Source organism: Streptomyces sp. NPDC048507 (genome assembly GCF_043199995.1).
Taxonomy (GTDB): Bacteria; Actinomycetota; Actinomycetes; order Streptomycetales; family Streptomycetaceae; genus Streptomyces.
The window spans coordinates 97378-114212 of the sequence record NZ_JBICWZ010000002.1 but is presented as its reverse complement, the minus strand read 5'-3'; the positions used below and the strand labels follow the sequence as shown (position 1 = coordinate 114212).

Annotated in this window: 14 protein-coding genes and 1 pseudogene; 11 read left to right on the top strand and 4 right to left on the bottom strand. The window is 74.8% G+C overall.

Annotation, left to right across the window (positions count from 1 at the left end):
* Nucleotides 1–41 precede the first annotated feature (41 nt).
* Together ligA and ACGFXC_RS05635 are read left to right on the top strand one after the other, a co-directional pair.
* Nucleotides 42–2114, top strand: a complete 2073-nt coding sequence (gene ligA, locus ACGFXC_RS05640) for an NAD-dependent DNA ligase LigA (protein ID WP_393710896.1) — start codon at nucleotides 42–44, stop codon at nucleotides 2112–2114.
* 112 nt (nucleotides 2115–2226) lie between these two features.
* Nucleotides 2227–3093: a DMT family transporter gene (locus ACGFXC_RS05635; protein WP_393709817.1), complete on the top strand. Its 867-nt coding sequence runs from the start codon at nucleotides 2227–2229 to the stop codon at nucleotides 3091–3093.
* A 13-nt stretch (nucleotides 3094–3106) separates the two neighbouring features.
* Here the strand turns inward: ACGFXC_RS05635 and ACGFXC_RS05630 are convergent, their stop codons facing one another.
* Complete coding sequence (locus ACGFXC_RS05630) at nucleotides 3107–3757, bottom strand: TetR/AcrR family transcriptional regulator C-terminal domain-containing protein (protein ID WP_393709816.1); 651 nt, start codon at nucleotides 3755–3757, stop codon at nucleotides 3107–3109.
* Between the two features lie 69 nt (nucleotides 3758–3826).
* On the opposite strand from ACGFXC_RS05630, the gene ACGFXC_RS05625 reads away from it, so the two are divergent.
* On the top strand, nucleotides 3827–5239 hold the full coding sequence (locus ACGFXC_RS05625) for an FAD-dependent oxidoreductase (protein WP_393709814.1): 1413 nt from the start codon (nucleotides 3827–3829) through the stop codon (nucleotides 5237–5239).
* A gap of 66 nt (nucleotides 5240–5305) precedes the next feature.
* Here the strand turns inward: ACGFXC_RS05625 and ACGFXC_RS05620 are convergent, their stop codons facing one another.
* Both ACGFXC_RS05620 and ACGFXC_RS05615 read right to left on the bottom strand, forming a co-directional pair.
* Nucleotides 5306–5551, bottom strand: a complete 246-nt coding sequence (locus tag ACGFXC_RS05620; RefSeq protein WP_393709812.1) for a hypothetical protein — start codon at nucleotides 5549–5551, stop codon at nucleotides 5306–5308.
* Nucleotides 5552–5795: 244 nt separating this feature from the next.
* Nucleotides 5796–5969, bottom strand: a pseudogene (locus tag ACGFXC_RS05615) (TOBE domain-containing protein); the annotation flags it as partial.
* Nucleotides 5970–6192: 223 nt separating this feature from the next.
* Here ACGFXC_RS05615 and ACGFXC_RS05610 point away from each other — a divergent pair.
* The 4 genes from ACGFXC_RS05610 (at nucleotide 6193) to ACGFXC_RS05595 (ending at nucleotide 10319) form a co-directional block, all read left to right on the top strand.
* The gene (locus tag ACGFXC_RS05610; protein WP_393709810.1) at nucleotides 6193–6606 is read left to right on the top strand and encodes a molybdopterin-binding protein; all 414 of its coding nucleotides are present in this window, start codon (nucleotides 6193–6195) and stop codon (nucleotides 6604–6606) included.
* Between the two features lie 201 nt (nucleotides 6607–6807).
* Nucleotides 6808–7623 carry a molybdate ABC transporter substrate-binding protein gene (gene modA / locus ACGFXC_RS05605; RefSeq protein ID WP_393709808.1) on the top strand — a complete coding sequence of 272 codons (816 nt, stop codon included), beginning with the start codon at nucleotides 6808–6810 and terminating at the stop codon, nucleotides 7621–7623.
* 124 nt (nucleotides 7624–7747) lie between these two features.
* Nucleotides 7748–9676: an ABC transporter permease gene (locus tag ACGFXC_RS05600; RefSeq protein ID WP_393709806.1), complete on the top strand. Its 1929-nt coding sequence runs from the start codon at nucleotides 7748–7750 to the stop codon at nucleotides 9674–9676.
* A gap of 28 nt (nucleotides 9677–9704) precedes the next feature.
* On the top strand, nucleotides 9705–10319 hold the full coding sequence (locus ACGFXC_RS05595; protein WP_393709804.1) for an HD domain-containing protein: 615 nt from the start codon (nucleotides 9705–9707) through the stop codon (nucleotides 10317–10319).
* Here the strand turns inward: ACGFXC_RS05595 and ACGFXC_RS05590 are convergent.
* Entirely contained in the window at nucleotides 10283–10882 is a 600-nt protein-coding gene (locus ACGFXC_RS05590) for a molybdopterin-dependent oxidoreductase (RefSeq protein ID WP_393709802.1), read from the bottom strand. The two genes, ACGFXC_RS05595 and ACGFXC_RS05590, sit on opposite strands and share 37 nt — an antisense overlap.
* 326 nt (nucleotides 10883–11208) lie before the next feature.
* Here ACGFXC_RS05590 and cseB point away from each other — a divergent pair, with 326 nt between their 5' ends.
* The 4 genes from cseB to ACGFXC_RS05570 all read left to right on the top strand — a co-directional run bounded on the left by cseB (nucleotide 11209) and on the right by ACGFXC_RS05570 (nucleotide 16818).
* Entirely contained in the window at nucleotides 11209–11937 is a 729-nt protein-coding gene (cseB, locus tag ACGFXC_RS05585; RefSeq protein WP_393709800.1) for a two-component system response regulator CseB, read from the top strand.
* Nucleotides 11938–11942: 5 nt separating this feature from the next.
* A complete protein-coding gene (locus tag ACGFXC_RS05580; protein WP_393709798.1) occupies nucleotides 11943–13214 on the top strand; it encodes an ATP-binding protein in 1272 nt (423 codons plus the stop codon).
* Between the two features lie 139 nt (nucleotides 13215–13353).
* Nucleotides 13354–14148: an ABC transporter ATP-binding protein gene (locus ACGFXC_RS05575; protein WP_393709796.1), complete on the top strand. Its 795-nt coding sequence runs from the start codon at nucleotides 13354–13356 to the stop codon at nucleotides 14146–14148.
* A gap of 117 nt (nucleotides 14149–14265) precedes the next feature.
* Complete coding sequence (locus ACGFXC_RS05570; RefSeq protein ID WP_393709794.1) at nucleotides 14266–16818, top strand: FtsX-like permease family protein; 2553 nt, start codon at nucleotides 14266–14268, stop codon at nucleotides 16816–16818.
* Nucleotides 16819–16835 lie beyond the last annotated feature (17 nt).

Below are 16835 nucleotides of genomic sequence, written 5' to 3'. Positions count from 1 at the left end.
GTGCCATGACGATCCTTTCCGCCGAAGAGGCGCTGTCCGCCATGCCCGACCTGCCCGCCGGGCCCGCCGTGACCGGGCCCGGCGTGACCGGTCCCGAGGCCTACCGGGCGGCCCTCACCCGCCTGCGCGAGACCTCGCGGGCGTACTACGGCGACGGCGACAGCCCCGTGGACGACGCCACCTACGACCGGCTCCGGCTCGCGGTGCTGGACTGGGAGCGGGCCCACCCCGGGGAGGCGGCGCCGGACTCCCCGACCGGGCTCGTCGGGGACGGCGCCGCCCCCTCCGGGGACGTCGCGCACACCACGCGGCTGCTCGGCCTGGACAACGTCTTCGACCCGGCCGGCCTCACGGCGTGGGGCGCCTCCTTCCGGCGCCGCCTGGGCCGCGAGAGCGCCGGCGGGTTCACCGTGGAGCCCAAGATGGACGGCGCCGCCGTCGCGGCCCGGTACCGCGCCGGGCGGCTGGAGCAGATCGTCACCCGCGGCGACGGCACCCACGGCGAGGACGTCAGCCACGTCATCGGGACCGTCGAGGGCCTGCCCGACCAGCTCCCCGTACCCGCCACCTTCGAGGTCAGGGGCGAAGTCCTTTTCACGCAGCGGCAGTTCGAGACCGCCAACGAGGTCCGCGCCGCCCACGGCGCCCAGGTCTTCGCGAATCCGCGCAACGGCACCGCCGGCACCCTGCGCGCGAAGGACCGCCCCTACCGGCTCGCCATGACCTTCTGGGCCTACGGCGCGACCGCCCTCGACGGGGCGGACTTCCTGCCCGCCGGGGCCACGCACGTCGAGACCCTGGCCGCCGTCGCCGCGGCCGGGGTCCGCACCACCGCCGACACGCCCGCCGGCCTGCACGTCGTCGCGAGCCTCGCCGAGGCGCAGCGCAAGGTCGACGAGATCGCCGCACTGCGTCCCGTCCTGCCCTTCGGCATCGACGGGGTCGTCGTCAAGGCCAACGACGCCGCCGAACGGGCCGCGGCCGGGGCCGGCAGCCGCTTCCCGCACTGGGCCGTCGCCTTCAAGCTCCCCGCCGTGGAGCGGCAGACCGTCCTGAAGGGCGTGGTGTGGGACGTGGGCCGCACCGGCGTGCTCGCCCCGACGGCCCTCCTCGAACCGGTGGAGATCGACGGGTCCACGGTCACCCGGGCCACCCTGCACAACCCCGCCGACATCCGCCGCCGCGACCTCCACCTCGGGGACACCGTCACCGTCCACAAGGCCGGCGACATCATTCCCCGCGTCCAGGCCGCCGTCGTCGCCCACCGCCCGGCCGGAGCGGCCCCGGTGCCGCTGCCCACGACGTGCCCGCGCTGCGAGGGCGAGATAGACAAGGGCCAGGAGCGGTGGCGGTGCGCCAGGGGAACGGCCTGTGCGCTGCCCGCCCTGATCGAGTACGCCGCCGGGCGCGACATGCTCGACATCGACGGCCTGGGCAGAACCTACGTGAAGGCCCTGATCGACTCCGGCGACGTGTGCGATGTCGCCGACCTGTTCACCCTCACCGAGGAGCGGCTCACCGCCGCCTCCGGCAGCGCCAAGCGTGCGGCCAAGCTCGCCGAGCAGATCGAGGCCGCCAGGTCCCGGCCCCTCAGCCGCGTGTTCTGCGCCCTGGGCGTGCTCGGCACCGGGCGCAGCATGTCGCGCCGGATCGCCGCGCACTTCGTCACCATGGACGCCGTCCGGGCCGCAGACGCCGCCGCGCTCCAGGAAGTCGAGGGCATCGGCCCGGAGAAGGCCCCCGTCATCGTCGAGCAGGTCGCCCTGCTCGCCCCGGTCATCGACAAGCTAGCCGCCGCCGGAGTGAACATGACGGAGCCGCGGGAGCAGCGGGCGCCGGCCGGTGCGCAGGGACCGCTCGCCGGCCTGACCGTGGTCGTCACCGGGAAGATGAGCGGCCCGCTGGCCGCGCTGGGGCGCTCGGAGATGAACGCCCTCATCGAACGGGCCGGCGGCAAGGCGGGCAGCGGCGTCACCAGCAGGACCGGCTACCTGGTCTGCGCCCCGTCGGCGGGCGGGAAGCCGAGCTCGAAGGCCGTCAAGGCGCAGGAGCTGGGCGTCGCCGTCCTCACCCCGGAGGACTTCGCCGGACTCGTCGCCGCGCACCTGGCCTGAGCCGGCGGCCGCGCGCCCGGCGATGGACCCGGACGGGGGAAAGGCCGCCCCCCGGGGGCCTGCGGGCGGTGTCACGGCCGGGCGCGGCGGCGGGTGCGGTGAGGATCGGGGCATGGGCTTCGTACTGCCGGTCCTCTTCGCGCTGTTCGCGGCGCTCAGCAACGCCCTCGCGACCGTCCTGCAGCGGCGGGCCTCGCTCACCGTGCCGCAGACCGACCGGTTCCGCTTCGGCCTTGTCCTGGACCTGCTGCGGCGGCCGCTGTGGGTCGGCGGGATCCTCGCGGTGATCGCCGCCGGTGTGGGGCAGGCCGCGGCGCTGGCGACCGGCGCGCTGGCCCTCGTACAGCCCCTGTTCGTACTGGAGCTGCCCCTCGCGCTGCTGATCGCCTCGCTGGTCACGCGCAACCGGCTGCCGGGGACGATGTGGGCGGCGGTGGCGGGGGTGGTGGCCGGGCTCGGGATCCTGCTCGTGGCCGCCTCCCCCGCGGGGAACCGGACGCACGTGCCGCTCGACCGGTGGGCCCTGGCCCTGGCGGCCTGCGCGGGCGCGGTCGCCGTCCTGGCCGCCGCCGGACTGCGCCGGCCGCCGGGGCGGATGCGGGCCGGCTGCCTGGGCGCGGCCACCGCCGTCTGCTACGCGCTCACCGCGGCCCTGATGAAAGCGGCCGTCCACGTGCTCCAGGAGCGCGGGGCCGTCGCCTTCCTCACCAGCTGGGAGACGTACGCCTTCGGCGCGAGCGGCATCTGCGCCCTGCTGCTCCTCGAACACGCCATGCAGGGCGGCCCGCTGGTCGCCTCGCAGCCCGCGCTGACGCTCGGCGACGCGGGCGTCAGCGTCGCCCTCGGGGTGCTGCTGTACGAGGAACACCTGCGCGCCCACTGGTGGCTGGTCCCGCAGTTGCTCGGTCTGGCCCTGATCTGCGCCGGGGTGTTCGCCCTGGCCCGGGCCGGTGCCGGAGCCGGGGCGGACGCGACGTGAGGCCCCGGCGGGCTCAGTCGACGCCGTAGCGCGCCGAGATGCCCGCGAGGACCACCAGCAGACCTTCCTCGAAGCCCTCGTCGTAGTCCCGGAAGAGGTCGGCCCCCGCGGTCGCGGAGAGCGGGAAGGCGGCCAGTCGGGCCGCTCGCTCCTCGACGTCGAACCCCTCCCGGCGTTCGCCCGGCAGGGGCTCGACGCCCTGTTCCTCGGTCACGAAGCCGAGGGTGAACAAGTGGGCCGTGGAGGCGGCGCGGACCGCCTGGGGGAGGGTGAACCCCGCCTCGACGAGGGCGCCGAGGGTCTCCTCCATCTCGACCGCGTGCTCGGTGCCCGTGAAGCGGGAGCCGCTGAAGACCTTCGCGCCGTCGCGGTAGCCGAGCAGCGCCGCGCGCAGCGCCCGGTTGCCGGCCAGGATCCGTTCTCGCCAGGGGGCGTCCGGTGCGGGCCCGGGCCGTGCGGCGGCCCGCCGGTTCATCTCGGTCGCCATCTCGTCGAGGAGTTCCCGCTTGCCCTTGAAGTGCCAGTACAGGGCGGGTGCCTTGACGTCCAGCTCCATGGCGATGGCCCGGAGGGTGAGTCCGTCGAGGCCGACCTCGTTGAGGAGCCGCAGGGCGGTCTCCACGATCTGCGACTTGTCCAGTCCGGGGCTCTTGCGCGTCGTCACGCTTGACAGCTTAACAGCGTTAAGGCGATCCTCGGGAGGGCGGCACTTAACGATGTTAAGGAGAATGGCGTGGACACGGACGTACTGATCGCCGGCGCGGGCCCCACCGGCCTCGCCCTCGGCGTCGACCTGGCCCGGCGCGGGGTGCGCGCCCTCGTCGTGGAACGGGCCGGACACCTCTTCCCCGGATCCCGCGGCAAGGGCGTCCAGCCCCGCACCCGGGAGGTCTTCGACGACCTCGGCGTCGGCGACGCGATACGGGCCGCCGGCGGCCCCTACCCGGTCGGGATGATCTGGCGGGACGGCCGCCGCCAGGGCGAGCACCGCATGTTCGAGGAGGGCGACCCCGGCCCGGACAGCGCGTACCGCGAACCCTGGATGGTCCCCCAGTGGCGGACACAGGAGATCCTCCACGCGCGCCTCGCGGAGCTGGGCGGCGCGGTCTCCTTCGGCCGGGAGCTGGTGGGCCTCGCCCAGGACGCCGAGGGCGTGACGGCCGCCTTCGCATCGGGCCCGCCGGTGCGTGCGCGCTACGCCGTAGCCGCCGACGGCGGCCGTTCCGCCGTGCGGCGGGCCCTGGGCACCGCCATGACGGGCGAGAGCGTCGACCCGCACCCGCTGCTGGTGGCCGACGTCCGCATCAGGGGTCTCGACCGCGAGAACTGGCACGTCTTCCCGCCCGCCGAAGGCGCCGGCTTCCTCGCCGTCTGCCCCCTGGCCGGGACGCAGGACTTCCAGCTCGTCGCCCAGTTCCCGGAGGGTACGCGGGTCGACCTGTCCCTCGACGGGATCCGCTCGGTCGTCGCCTCCCGCACGCACCTGGCCCCCGAGGACGTCACACGGGTGGGCTGGGCCTCGGACTTCCGGCCGCGCGCCGCCCTCGCCGACCGGTTCCGTCAGGGGCGCGTCTTCCTCGCCGGAGACGCCGCGCACGTGCACTCGCCCGCGGGCGGCCAGGGCCTCAACACCAGCGTCCAGGACGCCTACAACCTGGGCTGGAAGCTCGACGCCGTGCTCGACGGGCGGGCCCCCGCATCCCTCCTGGACACCTACGAGGAGGAGCGCAGGCCCGTCGCCGCCGCAATGCTCGGCCTGTCCACCCGGATCCACCGGGGTGAGGCCCGGCGCGGTGCGGCCACGCGCCAACTGGGCCTGAACTACCGGGGCTCCTCCCTCGCGGTCGAGACCCGTACGGATGTGCCCCCCGACGCGCTGCGGGCCGGCGACCGGGCACCCGACGCGGCCCACGGCGCACTGCGGCTCTTCGACGCGTTCCGGGGCCCGCACTGGACGCTGCTCGCGGCCGGCGCGGCCGCGGACGCCGTCCTCCCGTCCCCGGCCGGCGTCCACGTGCTGCGGTTCCCGTCGCACGAGGCCTACGGGGACGGGCTGTTCCTCATCCGCCCCGACGGCTACGTCGGCTGGGCGGGCAGGACGCCCGAAGGCGTCGAGCGGTACGCGGCCCGGGTCGGCGCCCGGTAGCCCCGAACGGGCTGCGGGGGCAGTCGACATGGAGTCGACCGCCCCCGAACCGGTTTGCTCGGTAGATCAGTTGGCGCCGAGGTGAGCGAAGTCCGCCCACTCCTTCTCGCCTTCCTTGGTGGCGTTGGAGGTGTAGACGGGGCCGAAGGCGGCCGGGATGGCGGCGACCGACGCGTTGGTGGACGCGAAGCCCGCGTGGCCGAGGCTGGCGGAGCCCAGCTCGACGCCGTCGTTGGCGAGGGCGGCGCCGGCGCCGCCCAGCAGGATGCCCGCGGCCAGGACGGAAGCGGTGAGGGCAGAGCGCATACGCATGACTACTCCTAAAGATCCGGATTGCGCACCGGGAAAGGCGCGCGTCGGCCGGTTAAACGTCACGCGGAGGTCACGGGAAACGGCGATTCACTCCAATGCCGGACAAGCGGCGCCCAACGACCGCAATACGGCGCCCATACGGCGCCCCCGTACGTATCGGCGCACACCCACACGGCCCAACAGCCCTTCGAGCCGGGCTGGTTGTGCCCCGGAACGCCGGCCGGGCCGGCCCGTGCGGCGGGGATCAGGCGGAGAGGGAGATCTCGGTCGACTTGATCAGCGCGACGACGGGCGAGCCGGCGGCGAGGGCGAGGGCCTCGACGGCGTCCTCGGTGATCGCGGCGGTCAGCTCGCCGCCCTCGACGGACACCCTGACGGAGCCCAGGGCGCCGCCGGTCGACACGTCCGTGCGGCCGCCACATCCGTCACGCCAGCCGCACTCGTCCGGTGCCGTGCGAGCCCCTTCTCATCAGCGAGCCGACAGGTGCGGAAGCCGTCGCACTTCCGGTCCGGACGAAGGGCGCGGAAAAGTCGGGACTTTGGGCCCCACCCATTCGGGGGCGTTCGAATCGCCTGATCCCATCCGCTTCTGGTATGCGAAGGCATGGTCAAATTGCAGATGCGCGGCTTTTCTCCCTAACGTGTCGCACATGCAGCACTACACCGTGGGCCAGGCAGCACGTCTGCTGGGCGTCAGCCCCGACACAGCCCGCCGGTGGGCCGACGCCGGCAAGGTCCCCACCTACCGGGAGGGCGGCGAGGGATCCGGGCGCCGGCTCATCGACGGCCGCGACCTCGCGGCCTTCGCCGCCGAATTGGCCCACCGGCCCCAGGACGAGGAAGGACTGGTCCACAGTTCCGTCCGGAACTCCTTTCCCGGCATCATCACCGCCGTCAAACTCGGCGATGTCGCGGCGCAGGTCGAAGTCCAGGCGGGACCCCATCGCCTGGTGTCCCTGCTGACCCGCGAAGCGGTCGAGGAAATGGGTCTGGAGGTGGGAATGCGAGCCACCGCCCGAGTGAAATCCACCAGCGTCCACATCGACCTCACCTGACCGGCCCCACCGGCCGCACCGGATTTCCCGGACGACACCCGGTGGACGCGCGACCCGATTGCCGCATTGCCGCGTCGCCGCATTTCTGCCGCAGCGCCTCGTGTGCGCGGCACCGCGATTCCGCGTCTTCGCACACGTCCCCGCAGCACCCGGTCCGCCCGATGGCGGCCGGTCCCTTCAGCCCCGGGAGACCCAGCCGCCATGTCCCGAACCCCCGTCCCGCGCCGCGCCGCCGCCGGAATCCTCGCCGGAGCTCTGCTGATCCCCGTACTGGCCGCCTGTTCCAGCGGCGACGGAAAGGACAGTGCCACCCCGGCGAGCCCGAGCGGCTCTGCGTCCGCGTCCGCGTCGAAGGCGAACCTGACGGTGCTCGCGGCCGCTTCGCTGACCGACGTGTTCAAGGCCGCGGGCGCCGAGTACGAGAAGACCCATCCCGGCACGAAGGTCACCTTCTCCTTCGCCGGTTCGCAGGAGCTCGCGGCGCAGGTCAAGCAGGGGGCACCGGCCGACGTCCTCGTCACCGCCGACACCAAGACCATGGACGGCCTGGGGGCCGACGTGAACGACCCGAAGGTCATCGCGAAGAATCGTCTCGTCATCGCGACCGGCAAGGGCAACCCGTTCAAGATCGACGATCTGAAGGACCTCGCCGACCCCAAGGTCAAGGTCGTGCTCGCCGCTCCGGAGGTCCCGGTCGGCCGCTACAGCAAGCAGATCCTCGACGCCCAGAAGATCGACGTGAAGCCGGTCTCGCAGGAGTCGAACGTCCGTGCGGTGCTGTCCAAGGTGGAACTGGGCGAGGCCGACGCCGGACTCGTCTACAAGACGGACGCGGCCACCGCGAAGGACAAGGTCGTCGCCGTCGACATCCCCGACGACCAGAACGCCGTGGCCTCCTATCCGGCCGCGAGCCTCAAGGGCTCCAAGAATCCCGAGGCCGCCGCCGCGTTCGTCACCTGGCTCTCCACCCCCGAGGCGCAGAAGTTCCTCCAGGACGCCGGATTCCAGCAGCCGTAACCGGCGCCCGCCCGACTGACCGACCGGTCGCCGGACCCTGCGGAGGCGACCCTCCCCCCGTGCGGGGCGGGCCCTCCGGCCGGTCGGCCCCGCCCGACCCGACTCCCGCCGAGGACCGCCCTTCATGCTCCGTGGCCGCCGGATCGCCGGCCCCCGTCCCTCCCTCGTGCTGGCGCTGCCCGCGCTGATCGCGGTCCTCTTCCTGCTGCTGCCCCTCGTCGGCATCCTGGCCAGGACCCAGTGGAGCGAGCTCGGCGCCCACCTGACCAGCCCGCCGGTGGTCGAGGCGCTCAGGCTCTCGCTGCTCGTCTCCTTCGCGGCGCTCGGACTGTCCCTGCTCCTCGGCGTCCCGCTGGCCTGGCTGCTCGCCCGAGTCGACTTCCCCGGCAAGACCTTCGTCCGCTCGCTCGTACTGCTGCCGATGGTGCTGCCGCCGACCGTCGGCGGCGTGGCCCTGCTGCTCGGCTTCGGGCGGCGCGGACTGCTCGGCCCGTGGCTGGAGGACACCTTCGGGATCGTCTTCCCCTTCCACACCTCCGGCGCCGTCCTCGCCGCCACCTTCGTCGCGATGCCCTTCCTCGTGATCAGCCTGGAAGGCACTCTCGCCGGCCTCAAGCCGACCTACGAGGAGACCGCCTCCTCCCTCGGCGCCTCCCCGGCGCGGGTGTTCTTCACCGTCACGCTCCCCATGGTCGCCCCGGGGCTGGCCGCCGGAGCGGCACTGTCCTGGGCCCGCGCGCTCGGCGAGTTCGGCGCCACGATCACCTTCGCGGGCAACCTCCCCGGCACCACCCAGACCCTCCCGCTCCAGGTCTACCTGCTGCTCCAGGACGACCCCGAGGCGGCCACCTCCGTCTCCCTGCTCCTCCTGGTCATCGCCATGGGCGTCCTCATCGGCCTCCGCGGCCGCTGGACCGGCTCCCTGGGCCGCCCCCGGGGAGCCGCCTCCGCCAAGCCGGAGCCCGCCGCCGCGGTCCTGGCCACCACCGAGCCCCCGGTGTCCGCGCGCCCCACCGAGCCGTGGCCCCTGCATGCGGAGGTGACCGGCTTCAACGAGCTCACCCTCGACGCCGGGCCCGGCACCACCATCGCCGTCGTCGGCGAGAACGGGGCGGGCAAGACCACCCTGCTGCGGGCCCTGCTCGGCCTGACCCCCCGCGCCCACGCACAGCTGCGCCTCGGCGACACCGACGTCACGAAGCTGCCCCCGCACAAACGGCACGTCGCCTGGGTCCCGCAGGACGGCGCGCTCTTCCCCCACCTCACCGCGCTCGCCAACACCGCGTACGGACTGCGCGCCCACGGCATGGCGAAGGCCGAGGCCCGCACCGAAGCCCGCCACTGGCTGGAGCGGCTCGGTGTCGGTCACCTCGCCCACCGCAAGCCCGCCCAGCTGTCCGGCGGACAGGCACAGCGAGTGGCCCTCGCCCGGGCACTGGCCGCCCGGCCCCGCCTCCTGCTCCTCGACGAACCCCTCGCCGCCCTCGACCAGACCACCCGCGCCCACGTCCGCCACACCCTGCGCCGCCACCTCGCCGGCTTCGGCGGCGTCTGCCTCATCGTCACCCACGACCCCGTCGAAGCCGTCTCCCTCGCCGACCGCGTCCTCGTACTGGCCGACGGCCGCACCCTCCAGGACGCCCCACCCGCCGAAGTCACCCGCCACCCCCGCTCCCCCTGGGTCGCCCGCATGCTCGGCCGCAACGCCTGGCCCTGCACCGCCACCCGCAACGGCCTCGCCCTCACAACCGGCGGCCGGCTCATCGCCGCCGATCCACTGCCCGAAGGTGCCCGAGCGCTGGCGATCATCGCCCCCGAGGCGGTGTCCCTGCACCGCGAACGGCCGGGCGGCAGCCCCCGCAACGTCTGGGCGGGCACCGTACGGGAGATCACCGTGGTCGGCAGCCGACTGCGGATCCTGATCACCTCCGACCAGGTCCCCGACCTCATCGCCGAGATCACCCCCCAGGCCGCCGCCGACCTCGCCCTCGCCGACGGCACCGAGCTCTGGGCCAGCCTCAAGGCCACCGAGGTCACCCTCGTCGAACTCTGAACCGCAACTCCCCGCCTAGGATGGCGCGATGCCCGCCACCAGCTTGCTCAGCCATGCCCTGACCGCCGTCACCGATGCCGGGCTGCGCCCCCTGCCGGAGCCCGTCCCGCACCTGCTGCGCACCCTCGCCGCCCCGCCCCGGCTGGCCGCGCACCTGCGCGCCGTCCACGACGTGGCCCACCGGCTGGCGGACTGGGCCGCGGCCCACTGCCCGGCCCTGGGGTTCGACCGCGAGGCGGTGCTGTTCGGTGCGGCCACGCACGACATCGGCAAGGTCCTGCACCCCGCCGAACTCACCGGACCCGGCTCGGCCCACGAAGAGGCCGGCCGCGAACTGCTGCTGACGCACGGCTTCCCGCCCCGGCTCGCCCGCTTCGCGGGCACCCACGCCTCCTGGACGGACCCGGCCGTGACCGTGGAGGACCTGTTGGTGAGCACGGCCGACAAGATCTGGAAGGGCAAGCGCGTCCCCGACCTGGAAGACCTCCTGACGGTCCGCCTCGCGGCGGCCTCGGGAACGGAGCCGTGGAGCGCGTTCCTGGCACTCGACGACGCCCTCACCGCACTCGCCGACCGGGCCCCCGCCCGCCTCGCCTTCCAGTCCGCCTACCCGACGACGGGCCAGGGCGCGTCCTCCTGGTAGGAGTGACGCTGTTCCTTCCAGGGGTCGGCGATGTTGTGGTAGCCGCGTTCCTCCCAGAAGCCGCGCCGGTCGGCAGTCATGTACTCGATCGCGCGCAGCCACTTCGGGCCCTTGTACCCGTACAGGTGCGGTACGACCAGCCGGAGCGGGAAACCGTGCTCCACGGTCAGGGGTTCGCCGTTGTGGTGCATCGCCAGCAGGGTCCGCTCCGAGGTGAAGTCGCCGAGCCGCAGGTTGGCGCTGTACCCGTACTCGGCCCACGCCATCACGTGCGTGACGCCGGGAGCCGGTGGCGCCAGTTCCAGCAGGGTGGCGGCCGGGACCCCGTCGAACTCGTGGCCGGTCGTCGAGGGTCCGGACGCGCAGTGCATGTCGGTGACGATCGTGACCCGGGGGAGCGCGGCGACCTCGTCGAAGGTCCAGCTGTACTTCTCGCCCGACGCGGTGGCGCCGAACACCTGGAGGTTCCACCGCTCGGGGCGGAACTTCGGCACCGGCCCGTAGTGCGACACGGGCCAGCCCTGGGCAAGACGCTGCCCCGGCGGAAGATCTCCCGTAGTCATGCTGTTCCTCGTCCTCTCGCGACGGCCACCGGCCGACGGCCGGCACCCCCGCCGATTCTGTCAGCCGCCGCCCCACCCCCTGCGCCGCCCCGCCCCCGGCCGCGGGCGGCGTTCGTATCGGGCGGGTATCGGGGGGCGCTCGGTCGGGCATCGGATCGGGCCGGGCCCGCGCCGGTCGCCTACGGGCTGACCTGGGGCGGGACGGGGCGAGCGGCGTCGCGAGCGGGCTGCGGGTCCGGCGGGACGGGGGCGCTCTGGCCTATCGTTCCCCGGGGGCCGCCGACCGCGTGCCCCGCGCACCACCGAAGAACAGGAACCGCCGGCCCGTGCCCCCGACCGCCCCCGATCCGACCGCGCCGCGCCCCGTGCGCGTGCTGCTGGTCGAGGACGACGACCTGATGCGCCGGTCCTTCGCCGTCGCCCTCGAACGTTACGGCTACGCGATGCGGACCGCGTCCGACGGGCTGTCCGGCCTGGAGCTCTTCCGTGACGAGCCCTTCGACCTGCTCGTCCTGGACGTGATGCTGCCCGGCCTCGACGGGATCGGCCTGTGCCGCCGGGTCCGCGAGAGCAGCCTCGTGCCCGTGCTGATGATGTCCGCCCGCGGCGACGGGCTCGACGTCGTCGCCGGGCTGGAAGCGGGCGCGGACGACTACGTGGTCAAGCCCGTCGACACGTACGTCCTCGTCGCGCGCATCCGCTCGCTGCTGCGCCGGGCGACCTACGGGCCCACCCGGCCCGCGCAGGACGGGCCCGCGCCGTCCGACGGCGAGCGCCTGGTCTTCGGGGACCTGAGCATCGACACCGCCGGCCTGGACGTCTCCCTCGCCGGAAGCCCGGTGGCCCTGACCCCGACCGAACTGAAACTGCTGCTGGAGTTCGCCGCCCACCCCGGCACCGTGCTGGACCGGCACACCCTGCTCCGCGAGGTCTGGGACTACGGCTGGGACGGCGACAGCCGCGTCGTGGACCTGTGCGTGCAGCGGCTGCGCGGCAAGCTCGGCCGCGACCGGATCGAGACGGTCCGCGGCTTCGGCTACAAGTTCAGGCGCTGAGCGCGGTGCCCCCGTCGCCCCGCCCCGGACGGGCCGCTCCCGTCCGCGTCCCGCTGCGCTGGAAGATCGCCGCGCTGGCCGCGGCCACCGCCTGCCTGGTGGCGGCCTCGGTCGGCGTACTCGTCCACGTATGGACCGCCCGCGACATCCGCTCCCGCGCCGAAGCGGAAGCCGCCAACAGCCTGTACGCCGCCATGGGCGTCTACCGGCGCACCGGAGCCCTCACCGACGGCGCCCGGCTCGATCCGGCGGACCTGCCCGCCCGCCTGCGCCGCCCGGCCGACGGCGACCGGCACACCGCGTACGCGGGGCCGGCCGACAGCACCGGGGGGAGCCCGGGGATCTGGGCCGCCCAGCGCACCGACGGTCCCGGCAGCCCGACCCTTGCCTACTACGTCACCATGGGCCCGCGCCTGCACGACCTCTACCAGCTCGACGTGACCATGGCCGTGGCCTCCCTCGTCGCCCTCGCGGCGGCCACCCCGGCCGCCGTCTACGGAGCGGGCCTGCTCGCCCGCCGACTGCGGCGGGTCTCCGAGACGGCCCGGCGGATCTCCGCCGGAGACCTCGACGCCCGCACCGGCCCCACCAAGGGCGGCGACGAGGTGGCCGACATCGCCGCCACCGTCGACCACATGGCCGACAGCCTCGGCCGACGGCTGCGCACCGAGCGCCGGTTCACCGCGGACGTGGCCCACGAACTGCGCACCCCCGTCGGCGGACTCCTCGCCGCCGTCGACCTGCTGCCGCCCGGCGAAACGGAGGACCTGCTGCGGGCCCGCGTGCGCGACCTGCGCGGTCTGGTCGAGGACCTGCTGGAGATCTCCCGCCTGGACGCCGGGGCCGAACGCCCCGTACGCGACCGGGTGCCGCTCGGCGCCGTCGTCCGCGAGGCCGTCATGCGCACCGGACTGCCCACCCGGATCACCACCGGCCCACCGGACGGGCCGGAGCCGGCGACCGTGGAGACCGACCCGAGGCGCCTGGAACGGATCGTCGGCAACCTCGTCGTCAACGCCCACCGGCACGGCGGCGCCCCGGTCCGGGTCACCGTCGAGGGCCGTACCGTCGTGGTCCGCGACCACGGCCCCGGCTTCCCCGGCGACCTGCTGCGCGGCGGCCCGCGCCGGTTCCACACCGGCGCGGCGGAACGCGGCTCCGGCCACGGGCTGGGCCTGACCATCGCCCTGGGCCAGGCACGGGTACTGGGCGCCGAACTGCTCCTGGCCAACGCCCCCGACGGCGGGGCCGTCGCCACCCTGCGCCTGCCCGGCTGAGCGCACCACGGCCCGGCGCCCGGCCCCCTACACGACCGCCGCACACCGGCGCGGTCACCGATACACGGCCGACCAGGCGCCGATACCTTCGCCGGACACCCTTCGAAGTGCACCGCCCCGCACCCGAAGAGGAGCCCCCGTGACCGCCGAACCCCTGGCCCCCCGCCCGACGTACCCGACGACGGGCAGCGCCGCGGCCGTGGCCGCCGCCACCACCGAGCTGACGAAGGTCTACGGCGGCGGCGACACCCGCGTCGTCGCCCTGGACCGGGTCAGCGTCGACTTCCGGGAGGGCGAGTTCACCGCGATCATGGGTCCCTCCGGCTGCGGCAAGTCCACCCTGATGCACTGCGCCGCCGGGCTCGACTCCTTCGGCTCCGGCTCCGTGCGCATCGGCACCACCGAACTGGGCGCCCTCGACGACCGGCAGCTCACCGCCCTGCGCCGGGACCGGATCGGCTTCGTCTTCCAGGCGTTCAACCTGCTGCCGACGCTGACCGCGCTGGAGAACATCACCCTGCCGATGGACATCGCCGGACGCCGACCCGACCGGCAGTGGCTGGACCACGTGATCGCCCGGGTCGGCCTCGCGGAGCGCCTCGGCCACCGGCCCGGACAGCTGTCCGGCGGCCAGCAGCAGCGCGTCGCGGTGGCCCGCGCGCTGGTCTCCCGTCCCGCGATCGTCTTCGGCGACGAGCCCACCGGAAACCTCGACTCCCGCTCCGGCGCCGAGGTCCTCGGCTTCCTGCGCGACTCGGTGCGCGAACTCGGCCAGACCGTGGTCATGGTCACACACGACCCCGTCGCCGCCGGGTACGCCGACCGCGTGGTGTTCCTCTCCGACGGGCACCTGGTCGACGAGATGGCCCGCCCCACGCCGGACCGGGTCCTGGACCGGATGAAGGCGCTCGACGCCCGCGCCCGCACCACCTGACCGGCTCCCGCAGCCGCCCCCCCCGGGCCACAGCCGGCCACCCCGGCCACGGCCCCGACCCGTCCCAGCCGTCCGCCCGGACCGCCGGGCCCGCCTCCCCCCAGGACCCGCATCCCCATGTTCCGTACCGCCCTGCGCAACGTGTCCGCGCACAAGGCCCGCCTGCTGATGACCGCCTTCGCGGTCATGCTCGGGGTCACCTTCATCAGCGGCAGCCTCGTCTACGGCGACAGCGCCAGCCGCGCCGCCACCGCCCGGGCGACCGGCGGCTACGAGCGCATCGCCGTCAGCGTCTTCCCCGACGACTCCCGCGCCGGCCCCGCCGGCGGCCGAGCCGCCGGGCCGCCCGCGGTCGACGCCGCCGCCGTGCCCGCCCTGGCCGCGGTCCCCGGCGTCGCCGCCGCCACCGGCCGCACCAGCGGCTTCGCGGCCGTCGCCGGCCGCGACGGCCGCCTGATCGGCAACGGCCCCACCCACCGCGGCGGCAACTTCGCCCCCGGCGCCGACGGCGCGGACCCCGCCTACCGCTTCGTCCGGGGCGCCGGCCCGGCCCGCGACGACGCCGTGGCCCTCGACGAGAGCACCGCCGCCCACGGCGGGTACCGCGTCGGCGACACCGTACGCATCGGAACGAACCGCGGCGCGGCGTCGTACACCCTCAGCGGGATCTTCCGCGCCGACGGCACCGGTCTGCCCGCCGGCGGCAGCCTGACGCTGTTCAGCGACGCCACCGCCCAGCGGCTGTTCCTGCGGCCCGGCCACTACGAGAACCTCGAACTCACCGCCGCCCCCGGCACCGACGCGCAGGAGCTCCTCGGCCGCGTCGAGAAGGTCCTGCCCGCGGGCACCGGCGCGGCCACCGGCGCCCAGCTCGCCCGGATCCAGGCCAACCTCGCCACCCACGACAGCGACACCATGAGCCAGATCCTGGTGGGCTTCGCCGCCGTCGCCCTGTTCACCGCCACCTTCCTCATCTCCAACACCTTCACCATGCTCGTCGCCCGGCGCACCAGGGAGCTCGCCCTGATGCGGGCCGTCGGTGCCTCCCGCCGACAGGTGCGCCGGATCCTGCTGACCGAGTCCCTGCTGGTCGGCGCCCTCGCCTCCGCGGCCGGACTCGCCGCCGGCACCGGGGTGGCCGCCCTGCTGGGCACGCTCTTCGCCCCCGCCGACACCCCGGCCGCCCCGCTGCTCCTCACCCCGGGCACCGTGTGCACGTCCCTGCTCGTCGGCACCGCCCTGCCCGTGATCGCCGCGTGGCTGCCCGTCCGCCGGGCCATGGGCATCCCGCCCGTCGCCGCCCTCAGCGCCGCCGAACCCGCACCGCCCGCCCGCACCGGCTCCCTGCGCACCGGCCTCGGCGCCGCGCTGCTCCTCACCGGCCTCGCCGCCGCGGTGTACGGGGCCCTCACCACGGGGAAGGACGCCCGCAGTGTCATCGGGGCCGGCGCGGCCCTCACCCTGACCGGCACGATCGTCCTCATCCCGCTGCTGGCCCGGCCCTTCGTCGCCCTGGTCCGGCCGCTCCTCACCCGCCTTCACCCGGTGCCCGGCACCCTCGCCGCGCGCAACACCGTCCGTGACCCCCGCCGTACGGGCGCCACCGCGGCGGCGCTGGCCATCGCCCTCACCCTCGCGTCGGGGCTGTCCGTCCTCGGGGCCTCCGCGTCGCAGTACCTCGACCGTGCGACCACCCACGACTTCGCCGCCGACTACCTGGTCAAGCCCGCCGACGGCGCCATGCGGATGACGCCCGCCACCGCGGCGCTCCTGAAGAAGCTGCCCGGCGCGGCCTCCAGCCCGCTCAACCAGTCCACCGACTACCGGCTGGGCGGCGTACCGTCCGTGCTGACCGGCGTCGACCCCGCCACCATCGGCCGGCTGCTGCGCTACGACGTGACCGAGGGGTCGCTGGATTCCCTCGCCCAGGGCCGGATCGCCGTGGCCGACTTCAAGGCGGCCTCCGCAGGCTGGCACCTCGGACAGACCCTGCTCCTGGAGCGGCGGGACGGCGGGCGCGGGAGCGTCACGATCGGTGCCGTCTACCGGGCGGACGAGCAGAGCAACCTGCTGCCCAGCATCACCGCCCCCGACTCCCTCGTGGCCCGCTACGACGAGGCGCCGAACACCGCCGCCGTCCTCGTCGCCACGGACGGCGGGCCGGGGCGGGCCGCCCTCGCCGGGATCACCCGCGCCCTGGGGGACGACCCCGCCCTGGCCGTCCTGGACGGGGCCGGGATCCGGGCGGAGGACGGCGGGAGCATCGGCGAGCAGCTGAACGTCTTCTACGCACTGCTGAGCCTGGCCCTGGTCATCGCCGCGCTGGGCATCGCCAACACCCTCGCGATGTCCGTCCTGGAACGCCGCAAGGAGATCGGCACGCTGCGCGCCCTCGGGATGGACCGGGCGGGCGTGGCCCGGATGATCCGCCTGGAGGCCCTCCTGCTCGGCGCGCTCGGCGCGGCCCTGGGCACGGTCCTGGGCGTCTTCCTGGGCTGGGCCCTCGGCCGGACCCTCCAGGAGAGCGTCGCGGGCTACACGCTGGTCCTGCCCTGGGGACGGCTGGCGCTGGGCGCGCTCGTCGCCGTGGCCGGGGCCCTGCTCGCCTCGCTCTGGCCGGCCCGCCGCGCCGCCCGCGCCGACATCACCTCCGCCACGGCGGCGGCGTAACGGCCCGGCCCCGCCGG

Excerpts from the sequence above, each read along its gene's own strand:
- ligA (WP_393710896.1), top strand. The coding sequence starts at position 42 with ATGCCCGACCTGCCCGCCGGGCCCGCCGTGACCGGGCCCGGCGTGACC.
- ACGFXC_RS05635 (WP_393709817.1), top strand. The coding sequence starts at position 2,227 with ATGGGCTTCGTACTGCCGGTCCTCTTCGCGCTGTTCGCGGCGCTCAGC.
- ACGFXC_RS05620 (WP_393709812.1), bottom strand. The coding sequence starts at position 5,551 with ATGCGTATGCGCTCTGCCCTCACCGCTTCCGTCCTGGCCGCGGGCATC.
- modA (WP_393709808.1), top strand. The coding sequence starts at position 6,808 with ATGTCCCGAACCCCCGTCCCGCGCCGCGCCGCCGCCGGAATCCTCGCC.
- ACGFXC_RS05600 (WP_393709806.1), top strand. The coding sequence starts at position 7,748 with ATGCTCCGTGGCCGCCGGATCGCCGGCCCCCGTCCCTCCCTCGTGCTG.
- ACGFXC_RS05595 (WP_393709804.1), top strand. The coding sequence starts at position 9,705 with ATGCCCGCCACCAGCTTGCTCAGCCATGCCCTGACCGCCGTCACCGAT.
- ACGFXC_RS05590 (WP_393709802.1), bottom strand. The coding sequence starts at position 10,882 with ATGACTACGGGAGATCTTCCGCCGGGGCAGCGTCTTGCCCAGGGCTGG.
- ACGFXC_RS05570 (WP_393709794.1), top strand. The coding sequence starts at position 14,266 with ATGTTCCGTACCGCCCTGCGCAACGTGTCCGCGCACAAGGCCCGCCTG.